Annotated in this window: 14 protein-coding genes and 2 tRNA genes; 7 read left to right on the top strand and 9 right to left on the bottom strand. The window is 63.8% G+C overall.

Annotation, left to right across the window (positions count from 1 at the left end):
• Positions 1–483 precede the first annotated feature (483 nt).
• Positions 484–573, top strand: a tRNA-Ser gene (locus NHAM_RS02660).
• Between the two features lie 189 nt (positions 574–762).
• A complete protein-coding gene (locus NHAM_RS02655; protein ID WP_011509106.1) occupies positions 763–1,872 on the top strand; it encodes an IS5-like element ISNha7 family transposase in 1,110 nt (369 codons plus the stop codon).
• Positions 1,873–2,199: 327 nt separating this feature from the next.
• Here NHAM_RS02655 and NHAM_RS02650 read toward each other — a convergent pair.
• A tRNA-Arg gene (locus NHAM_RS02650) sits at positions 2,200–2,276 on the bottom strand.
• Between the two features lie 375 nt (positions 2,277–2,651).
• On the opposite strand from NHAM_RS02650, the gene NHAM_RS02645 reads away from it, so the two are divergent.
• From NHAM_RS02645 to NHAM_RS02630, 4 genes are all read left to right on the top strand, one after another.
• Entirely contained in the window at positions 2,652–3,233 is a 582-nt protein-coding gene (locus tag NHAM_RS02645) for a YidB family protein (protein WP_011509105.1), read from the top strand.
• Between the two features lie 86 nt (positions 3,234–3,319).
• Entirely contained in the window at positions 3,320–3,598 is a 279-nt protein-coding gene (locus NHAM_RS02640) for a GlsB/YeaQ/YmgE family stress response membrane protein (RefSeq protein WP_011509104.1), read from the top strand.
• 20 nt (positions 3,599–3,618) lie between these two features.
• Entirely contained in the window at positions 3,619–4,419 is an 801-nt protein-coding gene (locus NHAM_RS02635) for a thermonuclease family protein (RefSeq protein WP_157043513.1), read from the top strand.
• Between the two features lie 122 nt (positions 4,420–4,541).
• Positions 4,542–6,035 (top strand): M48 family metalloprotease, encoded by a 1,494-nt coding sequence (locus tag NHAM_RS02630; protein ID WP_011509102.1) that lies wholly within the window; start codon positions 4,542–4,544, stop codon positions 6,033–6,035.
• A gap of 298 nt (positions 6,036–6,333) precedes the next feature.
• Here NHAM_RS02630 and NHAM_RS24420 read toward each other — a convergent pair whose 3' ends face one another.
• From NHAM_RS24420 to NHAM_RS02605, 5 genes are all read right to left on the bottom strand, one after another.
• Entirely contained in the window at positions 6,334–7,113 is a 780-nt protein-coding gene (locus tag NHAM_RS24420; protein WP_011509101.1) for a CarD family transcriptional regulator, read from the bottom strand.
• Positions 7,114–7,502: 389 nt separating this feature from the next.
• Positions 7,503–7,841, bottom strand: a complete 339-nt coding sequence (gene fdxA / locus NHAM_RS02620; protein WP_011509100.1) for a ferredoxin FdxA — start codon at positions 7,839–7,841, stop codon at positions 7,503–7,505.
• 236 nt (positions 7,842–8,077) lie between these two features.
• Positions 8,078–8,353 (bottom strand): RNA-binding S4 domain-containing protein, encoded by a 276-nt coding sequence (locus NHAM_RS02615; protein ID WP_011509099.1) that lies wholly within the window; start codon positions 8,351–8,353, stop codon positions 8,078–8,080.
• Between the two features lie 78 nt (positions 8,354–8,431).
• On the bottom strand, positions 8,432–11,854 hold the full coding sequence (locus NHAM_RS02610) for a helicase-related protein (protein WP_011509098.1): 3,423 nt from the start codon (positions 11,852–11,854) through the stop codon (positions 8,432–8,434).
• Between the two features lie 322 nt (positions 11,855–12,176).
• Positions 12,177–13,037 (bottom strand): DUF3108 domain-containing protein, encoded by an 861-nt coding sequence (locus tag NHAM_RS02605; protein ID WP_011509097.1) that lies wholly within the window; start codon positions 13,035–13,037, stop codon positions 12,177–12,179.
• A 495-nt stretch (positions 13,038–13,532) separates the two neighbouring features.
• On the opposite strand from NHAM_RS02605, the gene rpmB reads away from it, so the two are divergent.
• Entirely contained in the window at positions 13,533–13,826 is a 294-nt protein-coding gene (gene rpmB, locus NHAM_RS02600; protein ID WP_011509096.1) for a 50S ribosomal protein L28, read from the top strand.
• Positions 13,827–14,018: 192 nt separating this feature from the next.
• On the opposite strand, the gene NHAM_RS02595 is transcribed toward rpmB, so the two are convergent.
• The 3 genes from NHAM_RS02595 to cobT all read right to left on the bottom strand — a co-directional run bounded on the left by NHAM_RS02595 (position 14,019) and on the right by cobT (position 18,270).
• Positions 14,019–14,888 carry a patatin-like phospholipase family protein gene (locus tag NHAM_RS02595; protein WP_041357619.1) on the bottom strand — a complete coding sequence of 290 codons (870 nt, stop codon included), beginning with the start codon at positions 14,886–14,888 and terminating at the stop codon, positions 14,019–14,021.
• Positions 14,889–15,035: 147 nt separating this feature from the next.
• Positions 15,036–16,103 (bottom strand): esterase-like activity of phytase family protein, encoded by a 1,068-nt coding sequence (locus NHAM_RS02590; protein ID WP_041358646.1) that lies wholly within the window; start codon positions 16,101–16,103, stop codon positions 15,036–15,038.
• Positions 16,104–16,362: 259 nt separating this feature from the next.
• A complete protein-coding gene (gene cobT, locus NHAM_RS02585) occupies positions 16,363–18,270 on the bottom strand; it encodes a cobaltochelatase subunit CobT (protein WP_041358645.1) in 1,908 nt (635 codons plus the stop codon).
• Between the last annotated feature and the right edge of the window lie 137 nt (positions 18,271–18,407).

Genomic DNA, 18,407 nt, shown 5'->3' with positions numbered 1-18,407 from the left:
GCGATCCGCCGCGGTTCCGTCACTGTAGCGCCGCCGCGAACGGGCTCGGTTTTCACGACGAAGTAACCTTGATTGGTGAGGTTAAAATCGGGATCGCGTTGCCGGTTTCGCAAAGACCGCTACGGTTGCATTGTCGCGCAGGTGGTCCGCGAAGCCGCACTTCCGACCACGATTTCAATGACGCGGCACGGGACCGCCGGTTATTATCGCGTCCGGCGGTCCCACCCTTTTTTGGCGGCGGCGCGACCACACAGGCTCAGATTCTGGCTCTGGGGATTCGGAATTTCCTCGCCCCGCGCCTTGTCTGCCCTGGCATCCTCACCTAGAACACGGCCTGACTCGGAGCGCATTCAGCAAAAGCGGCTCCGGTTTTGCGTTTGAGTGCGCGCCCATGTATCAATGCGCGCGTTTTCTTTACGCGAACCGGTTTCCACTTCGCCTGAAAACGCGCTAAAGGCGGTCCGCCGCCTGCGTGGCACCTTAGGAGAGGTGGCAGAGTGGTCGAATGCACCGCACTCGAAATGCGGCATAGGTGCAAGCCTATCGGGGGTTCGAATCCCTCCCTCTCCGCCAAATGACATTGATATTGTTATATTATTTTACAGTTTTTGCGATTGACTTGCCATAGTGGCCGCCAACAAAAGCGCGATTGATTGCGACGAACCGCGGAGGCCTCCGAAAGCTAGCAGGCTGTTGAAGAAGTCTCTGGCGCAGCGGTTCTGGGCATGATTCTCTTGATGCGGATGCGTCGAGGGGGGAGCGATGCGGGGAAGCGACGAACGGTCAGGCTCGCTGTTCAGCTATGTGGACTTGGAGGCTCGGATTCGCTCCGACCATCCGCTGCGAACGATCCGACAGATCGCGAACGCGGCGTTGAATGATCTGTCGAGGGACTTTGACAAGCTCTACACGGCGTTCGGCCGTCCCTCGATCGCACCGGAGAAGCTGCTTCGGGCAATGCTGCTGCAGGCATTCTACGGGATCCGCTCGGAACGGCAGTTGATGGAGCGGCTGGAGTTCGACCTGCTGTTGCGCTGGTTCGTGGGCTTGGGCGTGGACGACCCGGTGTGGGACCACTCGACCTTCTCGAAGAACCGCGACCGATTGCTTGAAGGTGAGATCGCCGCGAAGTTCTTGAACGCGCTGATGGGGCAGCACCAGGTCAAGCGGCTGTTATCAAGCGAGCATTTTTCGGTCGACGGCACGCTGATCGAGGCGTGGGCATCGATCAAGAGCTTCCGGCGCAAGGACGGCGGTGACCAGGACAGTGATGGACCGGGACGCAACGCCGAGCGCAGTTTCCACAACGAGAAGCGCTGCAACGAGACGCATCAGAGCACGACCGATCCCGAGGCACGGCTCTATAAGAAGGGCGGCGGCCAGCCGGCGAAGCTTTGCTACATCGGCCATGCCCTGATGGAGAACCGCAACGGACTGGCGGTGCTGGGTGGCGTGAGCCGGGCGACCGGAACGGCGGAGCGGGATCAGGCGTTGGCGCTGATCGACTGCCACCGCGGCCAAAGCGAGCGGCGGATCACGCTGGGCGCCGACAAGGCCTATGACGTCACCGCATTCGTCGAGGACTTAAGACGGCGTTCGGTCACGCCGCACATCGCCATCGACGGGCATTTGAGCAAGACCGGAAAGCCGCGCAAGACCGCGATCGACCAGAGGACTCTCCGTCATGCCGGATATGCCGTCAGCCAACGCTGTCGCAAGCGCATCGAGGAGGTGTTCGGCTGGATCAAGGCCTCCGCCGGACTTGCCAAGATCAAGCTGCGAGGCCGCGACCGCGTCAACGCCACCTTCACCCTGGCGCTGGCGGCCTACAACCTGATCCGCTTGCCCAAACTCCTGGCAGCCGCCGCGTGAAACACAAGTCGTGCACCGTCAAGATGCTCGATCAGGACCCTGATGGTGGCGCCGCCCGCAGATCACGCTGACTCCATTCCATATCCGTCTCCGTGGGAAACTTCTTCAACAGCCTGCTAGAGCGTTTTCGAGCGAAGCATGTCCTCGGGCTTGACCCGGGGATGGATACCGGTTCGCGTAAAGAAAACGCGTCAAATCAAAATCATAGAGCCCGCTTTTGATTCCGTCAGAAACGGAATGGCTCTAGCGGGTCGCAATGAACGGATCATTCTGCCGCGCCAACCGCGTCCGCGCGGCTGGCAAAAAAATGGCTTCGATAAGGTAAAATGGCGTCCCGGAAGGGAGTCGAACCCCTGACCCCAGGTTTAGGAAACCTGTGCTCTATCCAGCTGAGCTACCGGGACTGAGCCGCCACGCGGCCTCGGTACTTATCCGGTACTCAGGCGCGTCGGGCAAGCCCCAAGCGCACGATCCGACTATGACCCGAATCGCGTTTTGAGAGCATCCGATCGGACCGTCACCCTGTCGGGTCGAGCTTCGCGGCCGGATACCTCGCGGCAGATGCGGCACCCCGAAACAGGGCCATATCGACGTGGCCTCGAGGCTTGCTAACCCTGCGCCTCGCGCCCCTTACCCCGGCCCCGTCATTCATCCCGCAGTCATTTTCCTTTCGATAGCAAATAGAGCGGCGACGCCTCACGCCTGCGAGATGTGCCTTGTGACCGTCATGTGGCGACGTTATCTTTTGCCGCGGGCTGGTATGCAATCAGGAGACGATCATGGGTTTGCTCGACGTCCTCAACGGAATGCAGAACGGCCCCCGCGGTCCAAGTGATCCCAATGCACCAAGCGAAGGCGGCGGCATGTCGCCGATGACAATGGCGATCCTCGCTGTGCTGGGCTACAAGGCGCTGAAACATTTCACCGGAAGCCAGCCTGAAGCCAACCCGTCCGCGCCTCCAGCTCCCGCGCCGGGAAGCACCGTCAATGCCGGCCTGCCCGGTAGCGCCGGCGGCGGCCTTGGTGACCTGCTCAAGGGCGGGCTTGGCGGCCTGCTGGCCGGTGGCGCCGCCGGAAGCATTCTGAGCGGCGGCCTCGGCAGCCTGCTGAATCAGCTTCAACAGAAAGGCCACGGCGAGACCGCGAATTCCTGGGTCAATCCGGGACCGAACAAGCAGATCGCGCCGCGCGATCTCGCCGACGCGCTCGGTGCCGACCAGATCAACGCCCTGACAGCACAGACCGGCCTGTCGCGGGACGAGTTGCTCGCCGGATTGAGCCGGCATCTGCCCGAGGTCGTCAACCATCTGACGCCCGACGGACGCGTGCCGACCGAGAGCGAACTGTCGCGACTGCTTTAGAATTGCTGCTCGCCGCGGGGTAGCCGCCCGAACCGGCCGATCTCGCGGAGGCTTCGACACGGTTATTCCGAGGGAGGACTTTCATCATGAGCGGCATTCTCTGGATCATTCTCGTCGGCTTCGTCGCAGGGGTTATCGCAAAATTCTTATCTCCCGGACCGAACAATCCAAGCGGATTCATCCTCACCACGGCGCTCGGCATTGGCGGCGCGTTCCTGGCCACCTTTATCGGGCAGTCGATCGGCCACTACAGCCCTAATCAGGGCGCCGGCTTCATCACCTCGACCATCGGCGCGATAGTCGTGCTTTTCATCTGGAACAGACTGGTTGCACGCCGCGCGATTTCCGGTCCCGGATCGAAATAATGCAACCCGGCCCTCGGATCATGCTCCGAGGGTCCCAACGATCCGAACGCTCGCAAGCGGCGCGACGTTTTGCTGCCGTAGCGCTGCTCTGCGGACTATCGTTCGGCGGCGCGGCGCCGTCGATCGCGGCCGGGTGCCAATTCGCCATTCAGGGTGCCGGCGTCGTGAGCGCCGTCATCGACGCGCGGACGCTGCGTCTCGACGATGGCCGTGACGTCCGCCTCGCCGGCGTCGAAGTCGTAGCAGAAGACTCGCACGATAGCCTGGCAGCGCTCGCGGCGTTGATCGGCCGGCACGTGATCCTGCGCGGCGAGCGCGACGATCCGGATCGCTATGGCCGGCAATCCGCCTTCATATATCTCGATGCCTCCGCAAGTTCGGTACAGAGCGAGCTTCTGGGGCGCGGCGAGGCGTTAGCATCTGCCGACGTCGCCGATAAAGCCTGCGCGGCCGAACTTGCGACTGCTGAAGCTGCGGCGCGGCAGACCCGGCGTGGAACCTGGGCGAGTTCGGTCGTTGTAAAAAATGCCGACAATCCGGACGATATTTTGACCCGGATCGGACAATTCGCCGTCGTCGAGGGGAAAGTCCTGTCTGTCAGGCAGGCCGGCGGAACGTTTTATGTCAACTTCGGCCGGCGCTGGACACGAGACTTTGCCGCGACTATTTCAAGGCGCATGATGCCATCTTTCGAGGCTGCGGGTGTCGTCCCGGCGTCGTTCGAAAATCGGCGGGTTCGCGTCCGCGGCTGGGTCCAACGACGCGGCGGACCACGGATCGAAGTGCTCCGGGTGGGACAGATTGAAGTGGTCGGCGACTAGTAAACCCAAGCCGCACTGGAATCATTAAAGTTGCTAGTGGTCCTTGATTCCGACATTCGCAAAGTTGCCTGCGGAAAAGAATGCTAGAATCAAAACACTGGCCGGGCGGAGATGGTACGACCATGGCGGTGAGCGCGGAACGGCGCGGGACGGGAGTGAGCCGCCGCCTTTTGGCTGCGCCTGCCGTGCTGTGCGCGGCGCTCGCCCTCGCCGGCTGCGGCGACATGAGCCGGTTCCAGACCGCGTCCCACCCATCCGCCGCCACGCCTGCAAAACCGGCGCGGACGGCGGTCCATACCCCGGCGGCCGAACGCGAGCATGAGCGCATCCTCGCCTCTTACGGCGGCGCCTACGACGATCCCCGACTCGAAGCGCTGATCAACAAGACGGTCGAGCGGCTGGTCGCGGTGTCCGAGCGGCCCGACCTCGCCTACAAGGTCACGATCCTCAATTCAGGCGCGGTGAACGCCTTCGCGCTGCCGACGGGCCAGCTTTACGTGACGCGCGGCCTGGTCGCGCTCGCCAACGACACCTCGGAGCTGTCCTCGGTGCTGTCGCATGAAATGGCGCACGTGCTGGCCAAGCACGCAGCGATCCGCGAGGATCAGGCGCGGCAGGCCGCCCTTGTCAGCCACGTCGTCACCGAGATGGGCACCGACCCGGATTTGACGGCGCTGGCGCTCGCCAAGTCCAAACTGACGCTGGCGAGCTTTTCGCGCGCCCAGGAATTCGAGGCCGACGGCATCGGCGTCGGGATTTCCGCGCGAGCCCATTTCGATCCCTATGGCGCGGCGCGCTTCCTGGCGGCAATGGAGCGCAATGCGGCGCTCAAGGCCGGCAAACCGTCGCTGGACCCGCGCTCGCAGGACTTCCTGTCGTCGCATCCCGCAACGCCGGAGCGCGTCCAGAACGCGCAAGCCAATGCCCGGCAATACAGTGCTCCCGCGCATGGCGAGCGTGATCGCGAAATCTATCTCGACGCAATCGACAACATCGTCTACGGCGAGGATCCGAGCGAGGGCTTCGTTCGCGGCCGGCGCTTCCTGCATCCGAAGCTCGGCTTTACGTTCCAGGCGCCGGAAGGTTTTGCGCTCGACAATACGGCTCAGGCAGTGATCGGCGTCCGCGAGGGCGGCAGTCAGGCCATGCGCTTCGACGTCGTCCGGGTGCCCGCGGAACAGAAGCTCACCGAGTATCTCAACTCCGGCTGGATGGAGAACGTCGACAAGGCCTCGACCGAGGAGTTGACCATCAACGGTTTTCCGGCCGCCTCGGCGGTCGCCAGCGGCGAGCAGTGGCAGTTCCGGGTCTATGCCTTGCGCTTCGGCAGCGACGTCTATCGCTTTATCTTCGCAACCCGCCACAAGACGACGGAAAGCGAGCGCAACGCCCGCGAAACGGTCGCCTCGTTCCGCCGTCTGACGCTCGACGAGATTCAGGCGGCGCGGCCGCTGCGGATCAAGGTCATCACCGTGCAGCCGGGCGATACCGTCGAATCGCTGTCGCACCGCATGGCGGGCGTCGATCATCCCGCGGAGCGTTTTCGCGTGCTCAATGGCCTCGATCCGCATGCGCAGGTCAAGGTGCGCAGTCGGGTCAAGATCGTGGTGGACTGACGCGAAGCGCCTTCCATAGCGCTTTCGAGCGAAGCATGTCCTCGGACTTGACCTGGGAACAGGTACCGGTTCGCGTCAAGAAAACGCATTAGAAACTGGAGCTATTCCGACTTTGATGGAATCAAAGCCGGAATAGCTCCAGGCTTGCTGGTCAACGAAATGATAAGTCAGTTTACTGCAATACCCGTCCGCGCAGATGGACAGTTGCGCATCAGGACAATTGCTTCAGGAAAACGACGACAGCAAAAAGCCCAGCCTTTCGGCCGGGCTTTTTTGTCCTTTGTCCGCCAAAACCCGGCTACGCAGCTTCATCGGCCACCGTCGCGTCGTCGCCATCGGCGTCGGCATCGGTCTCGGCGTCCGACTCCGCCTTGGCGCCGCGGCGCGGGCTCTTGGCGAGCTGCCCTTCGATTTCCTTGACCGCCTCGGTTTCCGTCACGTGCTGGACGACGGCGATCTCGCGCGACAGGCGATCGAGCGCGGCTTCGTAGAGCTGACGTTCGCTGTAGGATTGCTCCGGCTGCGATTCCGAGCGATAGAGATCGCGGACCACTTCGGCGATCGCAACGATGTCCCCCGAATTGATCTTGGCTTCATATTCCTGCGCACGCCGCGACCACATGGTGCGCTTGATGCGCGCACGGCCCTTCAACGTTTCGAGCGCCCGCTTGACCAACCCCGGCTCCGACAGCTTGCGCATGCCGACATTCGCGATCTTCGCAGTCGGCACCCGCAGGGTCATCTTGTCCTTCATGAAATTGATGACGAACAGTTCGAGCCTGGCGCCCGCGATCTCCTGTTCTTCGATCGCCAGAATCTGACCGACGCCATGCGCCGGATAGACCACGAACTCGTTGGTCCTGAACCCCTGGCGCTGGGTCAGAACCTTCTTCGGTTCATCGACACGGGGCGCGCCAGCCTTGACGGCAGACTTGCCGGCCACCGCAGTTTTCGATGCGGGTTTTGCAGCCGGCCTGGTCGCGGTTCTGGAACCTGCCTTCGAGGCAGCAGCGGTCTTCGAAGCGGCGGTCTTCGAAGCAGTGGCTTTGGCGGGAATTCTGGCAGTCTTGCTTGGCATCTCGCCTCTTTTAGTTCTTGAGGATTTTGCGGCCGAGCCCTTAGCAGCCGTTCGGGTGACCCGGGTGGCAGTCCGGGCACGAGTTCTTTTTGCGCCGCGGCTAGCCGCAGACGCCCTGGATGTATTCTTTTTACGCGTTTTCTGTGACACAGCCTGCGCGTGGACATGCCACGCCCTGTTGGATGTTTTCACGGGAACCCTTCCGGGCCAGAAGCGGGTAAAACATAGTCCAGCTTCGAAAACGTGCTCAATATAGCACATTTTCCGCAAAAATCAATGATTTATACCCAACAGCCCGCGGACGGCGGGCTTTTGGCGACCCTGGTGGCAAACAGGGTTAAAAGCCGGGCATCGGTCTTGGCCCCGGCACGCGTCGAATGCCGTCGAAATCAGTCTCCGGTACCGGGATTTGGAGAAAAATATTTCTCGAATTTCCCTTCCTGACCCTCAAATTCCTTGGCGTCCGGCGGAGCGTCCTTTTTCTGCGTAAGGTTGGGCCAGCTTTTGGCGTAATCCGCATTCAATTCAAGCCACTTCTCCAGCCCCGGCTCGGAGTCCGGCTTGATGGCCTCGGCCGGGCATTCCGGTTCGCAGACACCGCAATCGATGCACTCATCCGGATGAATGACGAGCATGTTCTCGCCTTCGTAGAAGCAATCGACAGGGCAAACTTCAACACAGTCGGTATATTTGCATTTGATGCAGGCATCGTTGACGACGTAAGTCATCCAGGGCTCCAGCAGGATGAGTTTTGCAGGCTGGCCTAGCGCAGGAACAGCGCTGCCGCAAGCGGTGCAGACACGTACCTGTGCAGGGCTATGACTATCACAGCGACTGCTATAGCGTTTTCGAGCGCAGCATGTCCTCGGGCTTGACCCGAGGATGGGTACCGGTTCGCGTCAAGAAAACGCGTCAAAACAAAAAGCCAGAGCGCGGCTTTGATTCCGTCAGAACGGAAAGCGCTCTAGCTTCTGCCGGCAGCATCCGACACATCGTCATAGAGCGCTTTTGCGTCGGCCGCGTTACTGCGCCGTTCAGAAAATCCGGTGACCCTGAGAATACGGACGCAACGGTCCAGTCCGATCGTGAGCACGTCATCGACCTTGAGCGGATGCCCCGGAGATTTCTCGCGGATGCCGTTGATGCGGACATGGCCGGCCTCGACCAGTGCCGCAGCATGGGTCCGGGCCTTGACCACCCGCGCGTGCCATAACCATTTGTCGAGACGCTGGCGCTCCAAGACACACCAAACAAGACACCCAACCAAGTCACATCAATAGCGAACCAACCCGCGAGACACCGGATCGTTCGCCCCGCCTCAGTCCTTGCGGCCAGCAAGCTGCTCCCTGAGCGCGGCCAGTTTCGCAAACGGCGAATTCGGGTCCATCGGACGCTCGCGCTCACGCGGCGCGCTGCTGGCGTAGGGGCGGTGCGACGGTCCGGCGTCCGGACGTCCCTCGCGGCCGCCCTTGCGTGAGCCCTGGAACCGGCCCTTGTCCTGATCCCTGTCCCTGTTTTTGCCTTTGCCCTGGAAGGGATCGCGCTGCGGACGCCCCTTGCCCTCGCGCAGCTCACGGCCGGGCGCGCTCTCGCTCCCGGCGGACGCGCCTTCGGCGGCCACACCAGTGGAGGGCCGACGAGCCTCCTTTTGACGCTCGCGCCGCCCCCGCCCATGTCGCTCGCGCTTCTGCGCCCCCTCGCCCGCTTCGCCGTCCGCGACCGCCGGTTGCGCACCATCCTGCCGAGGCTGTTGCCGGCGATGACGGCTGCGGTCGTGGCGCGGACGCCGATCGGCGGGCCGGCCGCCCGGCCGCCAAACCTCGACGGTTGCGGGCGCTGCGTCCGTAGCATGAGCCGACGAGGCATCCGCTGCGGCAATCTCGGCGGATGCCACACCCTCGGCATCGGCCGGCACGGACTGATCCGGCGTGGCATCGGCGGGTGCGGTTTCGACGGCATCGTCGGAAGCCGCCGAGTCTGCGATGTCGGGCGGTGACACCGCCGACGGCGACGTTTCCTCGACCACCTCAGCCAAGGCTTCGGTCGCCAAGACTTCGGTAGCCGTGGCGGTATCGTCCGATGAACCCGCATCCGCGGCAGACGCCGGTTCAGCCGATCCAGCATCGGGCGCAACCGCGCTATCCGGCGCAGGTTCCTGCCCCTCGGGCATGGCGTCCGGCGCGGCCGATCCCGGCGGCGTGCTCTCCGGCGCTTCGGCGGAAACCGTTTCCGCGGCGGCATCCGGCGCAGGACCGGTCTCTGTAACGGGCGGGGGCAGGCACTGCTCCATGCGGTAGCCGAGCGCGCGCAGGATGGAGGCAAAATCCTCGCCGGCGGTGCCTGCGAGCGATGTCATGGCCTGGGTCACGACGAACCCGCGGCCATCGAATGCGCCGGCCGGTTTTTCGCCGGGCGCCCCTTCCCGCCAAGCAAGCGCCGGACGGATCAGATCGGCCAGCCTTTCGAGGATGTCGACGCGGACGGCCCGCTCGCCGCATTGCCGATAGCCGAGGGTACGATAGGCGTCGCGATCGAGCAGCTTGTCGGCCGGGAATGAGGTGCGGCCGCTGCCTGCCAGATGCTGCGCGCTCGACAACGCCGACAGATCGCAGTTGTCCTGCTTCTGTGCCCACAACAGCGAGGCCAGCGACCGCGCCGCCGGTTTCAGAAGCGCCGGGAAGTAGATGTGGTAGGCACCGAAGCGCACGCCGTACTTGCGCAAGCTGGCGCGCGACGGCTGATCGAGATCTTTCATTTCGGCGGCGATCCTCGAGCGCTCCAGCACGCCGAGCGCCTCGATCAACTGGAATGCAATGCCGCGCGCGATGCCGGTCACATCCTCCGCCTTGGACAACTCGAACAGCGGCCCGAGCAGCTTTTCGATATGGGTCTTCAGCCACAGATCGAGCCGCGCCTGTACCGCATCGCGCGGTGCACCGGTCAGCCGTTCATCGGAAATGATCCGCAGCCGCGGATGCAGCACGTCGTCCGCGGCGGCCAGTCGCGCCACGGCATCACCGGTCCAGCGAATGGTGCCGTCCGAGGTCAGCACGAACTGATCGTCCGGTGCGCCGGACAGTTTTTCGGCGCGCGCCTCGATTTCGCCGGCCAGCGCCTTTTGCGCGACCGCCTGCAAGGCCTTGGCCTCCGAGCCGGCCTCTGCCGCATCCGGCGCGAAAGTAAATCCGTCGAGACGGCCGATCACATGGCCCTCTACGATCACTTCGCCGGTCTTGCCAATTTCCGTATCCAACATCGTGTTTTCCCGCAGGCGGCGCATCAATACACTGGTCCGACGGTCAACGAAACGCTCCGTGAGCCTTTGGTGCAGCGCATCTGACAATTTATTTTCGACTTGGCGCGAAATTCCCTGCCAGTGCTCGGGATCGGCCAGCCAGTCGGGGCGATTGGCAACAAAGGTCCAGGTCCGAATTTGCGCAATCCGCCCCGACAGGGTGTCGATACCGCCGTCGATGCGGTCGGCCTGGGCTATCTGGGCCGCGAACCAGTCGTCAGGAACCCGGCCCTTCCGCATCAGGAAACCGAACAGTGTCGTGACCAGTTCGGCGTGGGCGGCCGGCGCGATCTTGCGATAGTCCGGAATCTGGCAGGCATCCCATAACCGCTCCACCGCCGCCGCGCCATGCGCCATGGCGCGCACGTCGACATCGCGCGCGGCGTGATCGAGCACGCGCAGGTCCTCGGCGATCGGCGCGCGGGTCAGCGCCTCGTGCGGGGGTGTCAGCGCCAGCGACACCTGCAGCGCGCCGAGCGAGGAGAAATCGAGATCGGAGTTGCGCCACTGCAGCGTCTTGACGGCCTCAAACGTGTGGTTCTGCAGCGCATTCACGAGTTCGGGCTCGAACGGCGCGCAGCGCCCGGTGGTGCCGAAGGTGCCGTTGCGGGTGGCGCGGCCGGCGCGGCCGGCAACTTGCGCGAACTCCGCCGGCGTCAGCCTGCGAAACTGGTAGCCGTCGTATTTGCGGTCGGAGGCGAAGGCGACGTGATCGACGTCGAGATTAAGGCCCATGCCGACCGCGTCGGTGGCGACGAGATAATCGACGTCGCCGGACTGGAACATCGCGACCTGCGCGTTGCGGGTGCGCGGCGACAGCGATCCCAGCACCACCGCCGCGCCGCCGTGCTGGCGGCGGATCAGTTCGGCGATGGCGTAGACTTCGTCCGCCGAAAACGCGACGATCGCGGTGCGGCGCGGCTGTCGGGTGATCTTGCGGTCGCCGGCGAACTCAAGCTGCGACAGCCGGGGGCGGGTGACGATGCTCGCGCCCGGCAGCAGCCGCTCGATGATCGGACGCATGGTCGCGGCGCCGAGCAGCAGCGTCTCGTCGCGGCCGCGCCGGTGCAGAATGCGATCGGTGAAAACGTGGCCGCGCTCGAGATCGGCACTGATCTGGATTTCGTCGACGGCGAGGAACGAGACGTCGAGGTCGCGCGGCATCGCTTCCACAGTCGAAACCCAGAAGCGCGGCCGCGCCGGCTTGATCTTCTCCTCGCCGGTGATCAGCGCGACGGAGTCCGGGCCGGCGCGGTCGGCAATCTTGTTGTAGACCTCGCGGGCAAGCAGCCGCAGCGGCAGGCCGATGATGCCGGAGGAATGCGCCAGCATCCGCTCGATCGCGAGATGGGTCTTGCCGGTGTTGGTCGGACCGAGCACCGCCGTCACGCCCGTACCGGGCGCGCGACCGTTGCCGGGCGGGGATATCGAAGACGAAAAGGCCATGTGTTCCGAGGGTTTTCGCGGCGCTGGCGATCAGATGTGTTTCACAATGCGACGCTTGCAGGGCCGCGGCTTAAGCTTTGGAACGAGTCCGGAACGAATCGCGCCCGAATCGCTGACTCCCGATATCTCCGGCTTCGTTCACCGCAATATCTCGCGTTCGGATCGACAGGCGGCACTAGATCAAGTTCCGACGACATCAACAAGAGCGGTTATTTCTCCTAAATTATGAATCCACCGGACGCATGATCATGCAGCAGGAGTCAACAGGATTCCCAAACTCAAAGCAGTGCACGAAGCCGACCACGAGCGCCGAAACCCGCGGCTAATGGGCCTTGGCAGCGGCGCGCGGCGGCATGGCGGTCGTGATGAACTGGGTCGCTTCCAGCTTGCCTATGCCGAGCGGTGTCGGAATCGTCAGGCGATAGGGTACCACAACGCGCGTGCCGGCGATCGGCGCCAGCCAGAGTTCCATGTTGCGCTGAGCGGCGAGATATTTGATCGCGAAACGGTCGGGGACGTAGCCGGAGATCGGCGAGAAATAGATCGAGCAGACCACGACCGGGCCATGATAGCCCTTTTCAGACTTCACCGTTTCCATGCGCTTGAAGTCGAGGCGCAGGTCGTAGCGCATGCGGCCGTCGAAGATCCCGGTCGTAGCGTGACAGGCTTCCGGACCGAGCGGATCGGCGGTGCCGGGCACCCGCAGCAGCGTTGCGCTCATCGGATCGAACACGCCGCGCTTGTGCGCATCGGTGACCGGAATGCGCTTGGCATCGACCGGCGGGGTCGGCTCGATGACGAAATCCTTCACATTGCCGCCGGCCAGCGACATGCGAATGGTCTCGGACTTCTTCGACGACGAGATGGTCGCGGTATAGTTCGCGGGAACCAGCGCGCCGTTGACGACGCGGCCCTGCGAGGTGCCAGTGCCGGTGCCATGAGCAAACGCCTTGAGAATTCCGGTGGCGCCGCCGTCTGCCGCGGCCGAATACTGATCATCGAGGATGTCGACCGCCCAGGTGCCGGTGCCGACAAGAATCCCGGCCAGGGTGACGTCATAGTGAGCTTCGAGCTTGCCCTGCGCGGCTGCCGGACCCGTCATCGCCAACATCGCGGCAAGGAGTGCGAGCGATGCGCCAGCCAGGGTCCGAAGCGAAGCGAGCATCGACCGGGGCAACGTCATTCGGGAGAAGCTCACTTAAAGGGTGGTCCTGCACGTCACGGTTCGGGCTCACGCGGCTTTATAATCAGGCTTGCGGGTCATTGTCTTGTGGCGGCCGATTATAGAGACTCAATCTAAGCGGAAATCGCATATGAGTAACCGCAGCAGGTCGGCGAGCGCGTCAAACCCATATGGTCGCCTCTCCGGCTCGCGCACTGGCTAATCCGGCTCTCCAACCAAGCCCCGCCGGGCGCACGGCCGATCGAACGCCATGATGTCAGTACGGATTGCGCCCTTTATATGATGAAGGGACCGGACGGCGGTTCGTCGAAAACGGGCCGGAATGAAGCAGTTGGCGTTGATTTTGCGCCGCAAACAACCCGACTACGGCTGTCCATGCCTTGACGCCCCGCCGCACTCCTCCTATACATCCGCGGTTCCTGAAATGGACACGATTTTCGAACCCCGAGCCTGCTCTTAAGGGCCGATTGCTCGGGACGACAGAGGATTTTCGCCATGTCCCGGCGCTGCGAACTGACGGCCAAGGCTCCCATGGTGGGCCACAAGGTCAGCCATTCCAACATCAAGACCAAGCGGCGCTTCCTGCCGAACTTGGTGAACGTCACCTTCCTGTCCGAAGCGCTGGCCAGCCCGGTGCGGCTGCGGGTGTCGACCCATGCGCTGAAGAGCGTGGACCATCGCGGCGGTTTCGATGCCTTCCTGCTGAAGGCGAAGAACGCGGAGCTGTCGCCAAAAGCGATCGAGATCAAGCGCCGGATCGAAAAGAAGCAGGCCGCCAACGCGGGCTGATAACGGCGCGCTTGTGGTTCGCTCGAACTCATCGCCGCCACCGAGAACAGCAAGGCCGGATCGGACACCCCGAACCCGGCCTTTACTTTTGGTAGTGCTGGCGGTGCGTCTGACGCACGTCCTTATTTGTTATTTGTATTTCTTATTTGTGCATTGCCGCCGGGCGCGATCCCTCCTCGCGCGCATCGAATCTCAATGCGCGTGCGGCCGCATTTCGCCGGGAATGCCGTGCTGCTCGAGCCCACCCCCTGCGATCCATTGCTCGGTCTTCCTGATCGCCCGCTCGATGTGCTCGTCGGTGCGCGAGAAATCATAGGCCGAGCCGACCAGCGGGCACAGCGGTGGCACCACATGGAATTCGACCGAGGGGTCGATATATTCGAGATCGTCGATCACCTGCCGCGAGATCAAGAGCGTCACGGCGTGCAGCACGTTGGCAACCGCCCCCTTGGGCGGCGCATCGCCCGCGCAGGCGAACCCGGTCGGCAGGACGACGAGCCGCCGCGCGCCCTTCTCGATCGCCACGTTGACCGGCGTGTTGCTCGAAATCGCGCCGTCCGCGAGATACATGCCCTTGTGCAGGACCGGGGCGAATACCCCCGGAATCGACGTGCTCGCCACGATCGCCTCTGCCGCTGGACCATCCGACAGCACGACGCTGCCGCCGGTCACGATATTGGTGGTGACGATATGCACCGGCAGCTTCGCATCCTCAAGATTCTTGTACGGCAAGTGATCGTCGATCAATTTGCGCACGCCATCGTGGGAGATGAGAAAATCTCGCCGCCAGAAAAATTCAAGCAGGGTCCAGATCGACACCGGGAACACGTCCTCGCGACGCAAGCCGCGCCAGATGTCCGCGAGATGCTTCGCACCGTCGAGGGTCGGGACGCCGGCGTAATAGGCGCCGTTCAAGGCCCCGACGCTCGATCCCACCACCATGTCCGCAACCACGCCATGGGCGGCGAGCGCGTGCATCATGCCGACCTGGATGGCGCCGAAACTGCCGCCGCCCGCGAACACGAAGGCGGTTTTGCGGGATGAATTGCCGGACGAAGACATTAAGACTGACAACGATCCCGCAGCTCCTCTTGCGCCGCAGCAACAGGCTGTCCGCGGCTGGCGCTGTATATCAACGCTGCCTAAGCCCGCGCAATCCGGATCGGTCCCGAAACCGGCCGCGCGCGGACGCACGAGGCCGCCGCCGCGTCAATCCTCGACCAGTGTGAACTGCAGCAGCAGCGTGCGCTGGATCAGCGAAAAGTTGTCGTCGGACACCAGCGTCAGGACGATGTCGCCGTTATCGTTCACGAACGCATCCAGGCCTTCGAAATTGTCGATCTCCTGCCCGAGGTCCGCCTCGAAGAGCGAGGGGCCGTCGACCAGCGCGCCGGGCGCGATCGCATTGATCGCGATGCGCCGGATGCGGATGCCGATGCCGCCGATCAGCGAGAACTTGCGTTCGAGGATCAACAGGTCGCCCGAGGGCAGCAGGCAGGCATCGCTGATGTCGAAATTGTCGGTCCGGCGGATGGAGAACCGGCCCGGCGACGGCCCGCCGATCAGGAACGCCACGATATTGCGGCCGGCGTCGAGGCCGCGCTCGGAGATCGCGATCAGCGTGCCGCCGAGCGGCCTGTCGCAGGGAACGACCACCATCGCCTCCAGCCCCCGGTTGAACGGCAGCTTGCGAATGGCCGGCGGCACCTCGACATCCTCGCCGCGCGCCCGCGTAAACCCCTTGCCGAAATCGAACCGCATGATCCGGTTGACCCGCTCGATGCCGACATAGACCAGCGATCCGTCGAGCGCGATCGACTCGGTGTCGAACCAGCCGCGCGCGGTTATCGGCCTACCGTCGTGACCCAGCATCGGCGCGGCCTCGACATCGGCGAGCCCGGTCATCTCCCTGGCCCCATAGACGATGCGGCCGGTGATCCATGTGCCCTTGTCGCTGGCGGAAATGAATCGTTGCCCTTTCGGGTCGAGCCGCAGGCTCGACAGCCCTCCGAAGCCGCGAAATGACGAGGTCAGGATCAGGCCGCTCCGAAAGGCGAGCGCGCCAAAACGGGTGCGCGAGCGGTCGCGCAGATCGAAGGAGGAAATCGGACGCGCGTTGACGGTGATAGACACCGGCGCCGGAGGCGTTAGTTCGTCCGGCGCCGGCTGCTTCCGCGGGTGCGTTGCGAATTGCGCGCGGGCGGCAGGATTAATCGCGAAAGAGGCGATGGTTGCGCCCCATTTGAGAACGGCGCGGCGACCGGGCTGACTCGACACTCGCTTTTGCACGCCCCCGTTACCCCAAGCCGTCATGGCCGGGCAAAAGCGCGAAGCGCGTCTTCGCGCAGATGTCCCGGCCATCCATCCTTCAAAATGAGATGGATGCGCGGGTCAAGCCCGCGCATGACGACGGCTTGCCGCTAGAGCCTTTTCGCTTCTGATGGAATCAGAAGCGGGCTCTATGATTTTGATTTGAAGCGTTTTCTTCACGCGAACCGGTATCCACTTCGCTCGAAAACGCTCTAAATACCTGCCGCTACGAATGCAGCCTGCGCGGCCGCCGCGCCGGAGGCTCCGGCGGATCGTGCGTCTCGCTGAACAGTTCGGCAAGCTGTTCGGTGATGGCGCCGCCGAGTTCTTCCGCATCCACAATGGTTACCGCGCGGTGATAATAGCGCGTGACGTCGTGGCCGATGCCGATCGCGATCAGTTCGACCGGCGAGCGAGTCTCGATTTCCTCGATCACCCAGCGCAGGTGGCGTTCGAGATAGTTGCCGGGATTGACCGATAGCGTGGAATCGTCGACCGGCGCGCCGTCCGAGATCATCATCAGAATCTTGCGCTGTTCGCCGCGCGCCAGCAGCCGCTTGTGCGCCCAGTCCAGCGCCTCGCCGTCGATGTTCTCCTTGAGCAGGCCCTCACGCATCATCAGCCCGAGGTTTTTCCGCGCCCGCCGCCAGGGGGCATCCGCCGACTTGTAAATAATGTGGCGGAGATCGTTGAGACGCCCCGGCGCGACCGGCTTGCCGGCGGCAAGCCACGCTTCGCGCGACTGCCCACCCTTCCACGCCCGCGTCGTGAAGCCGAGAATCTCCACCTTGACGCCGCAACGCTCCAGCGTTCGCGCCAGAATGTCGGCGCAGGTCGCGGCCACCGTGATCGGCCGCCCGCGCATCGAACCGGAATTGTCGAGCAGCAGCGTCACCACGGTGTCGCGGAAGGTCGCCTCCTTCTCGTGCTTGAACGATAGCGGCTGATAGGGATCGATCACCACGCGCGCCAGCCGTGCCGGATCGAGAATGCCTTCCTCGAGATCGAACTCCCAGGCGCGGTTCTGCTGCGCCATCAGGCGCCGCTGCAGGCGGTTGGCGAGCCGCGCCACGATGCCCTGCAGGTGCGCGAGCTGCTTGTCGAGATAGCTGCGCAGCCGCTCCAGTTCGTCATGATCGCAGAGGTCCTCCGCCGCGATCACCTCGTCGAACTTGGGCGCGAAAGCGTGATATTCCGGGCCGCGCGGCTCGTTGCCGCCCCTGGCGTTGGGCCGCGTCGCCTCACCCGGCGTCTCGTCGTCGCCAAGATCGCCATCGTCGAAGCTATCGCTGGCAGAAGCCTGCGCGCTTTCCATGGCGCTGTCCGACATCTCGTCGGTGGTCTCCTGCGCCTGATCCGCGCTCATCTCCTGCACGGCGTCGCTGTCGGCCGAACCCTCCGCCCCGGACTGATCGCTCTCGCTTTCGCGGTCGTCGTCCTGGGTCTCGTCCTTGTCGGCCTCGGCGTTGGTGTCGCCGCCGAGATCGAGCGCCGCCAGCAGGTCGTGCACGACGTCGCCGAACTTCGCCTGATCCTCGGTGAGGTGGCAGAGCCGATCCAGCCGGGTGCCGATCTTGTCTTCCAGGAACGGACGCCACAGATCGACCATCTTGCGCGCGGCGGCGGGCGGCGGCAGACCGGTCAGCCGCTCGCGCACCATCATCGCCAGCGCATCCGACAGCGGCGCGTCGGCGCGATCGGTGATCTCGTCATACTTGCCGCGATGGAAATGGTCGTCGAGCATCGCCGTCAGATTCTTTGCTACGCCTGTCATCCGGCGTGAGCCGACGGCCTCGACCCGCGCCTGCTCCACCGCGTCGAACACGCCGCGCGCCTGCGGATTGCCGGGCATCAGCCTGCGATGCACCTTCGGATCGTGGCAGGCGATCTTCAGCGCGATGGAATCCGCATGCCCCCGTACGACGGCGGCGTCGCGCTTGCTCATTTTGCGCCCGGGCTCCGGCAGTCGCGCCTTGCCCGGCGACAGGCCGGGCCGCTCGGCGGCAAACGTCACCTCAAGTTCGGATTGCCGGGCGATGGCGCGCAGGCAGGACGCGACCGCGCGCTTGAACGGCTCGCTCGGCGCTTCCTTCGGCCCGGTACGGAACCTGTTGCTCGGCGGTGTGGTGCTCATGAATGCGTTGGCCGTTTTCCTTCTCTCCATTCGGGAGAAGGTGGCGCGGACGAAGTCCGTGCCGGATGAAGGGGTATCTTCGAGCGAGGGTCTCACCCCCACCCGCCTTCGCTTCGCGAAGGCACCCTCTCCCACCC

Source organism: Nitrobacter hamburgensis X14, assembly GCF_000013885.1.
GTDB lineage: Bacteria > Pseudomonadota > Alphaproteobacteria > Rhizobiales > Xanthobacteraceae > Nitrobacter > Nitrobacter hamburgensis.
The sequence above is the reverse complement of the archived record's forward strand: the minus strand, read 5'-3'. Positions and strand labels throughout refer to the sequence as shown.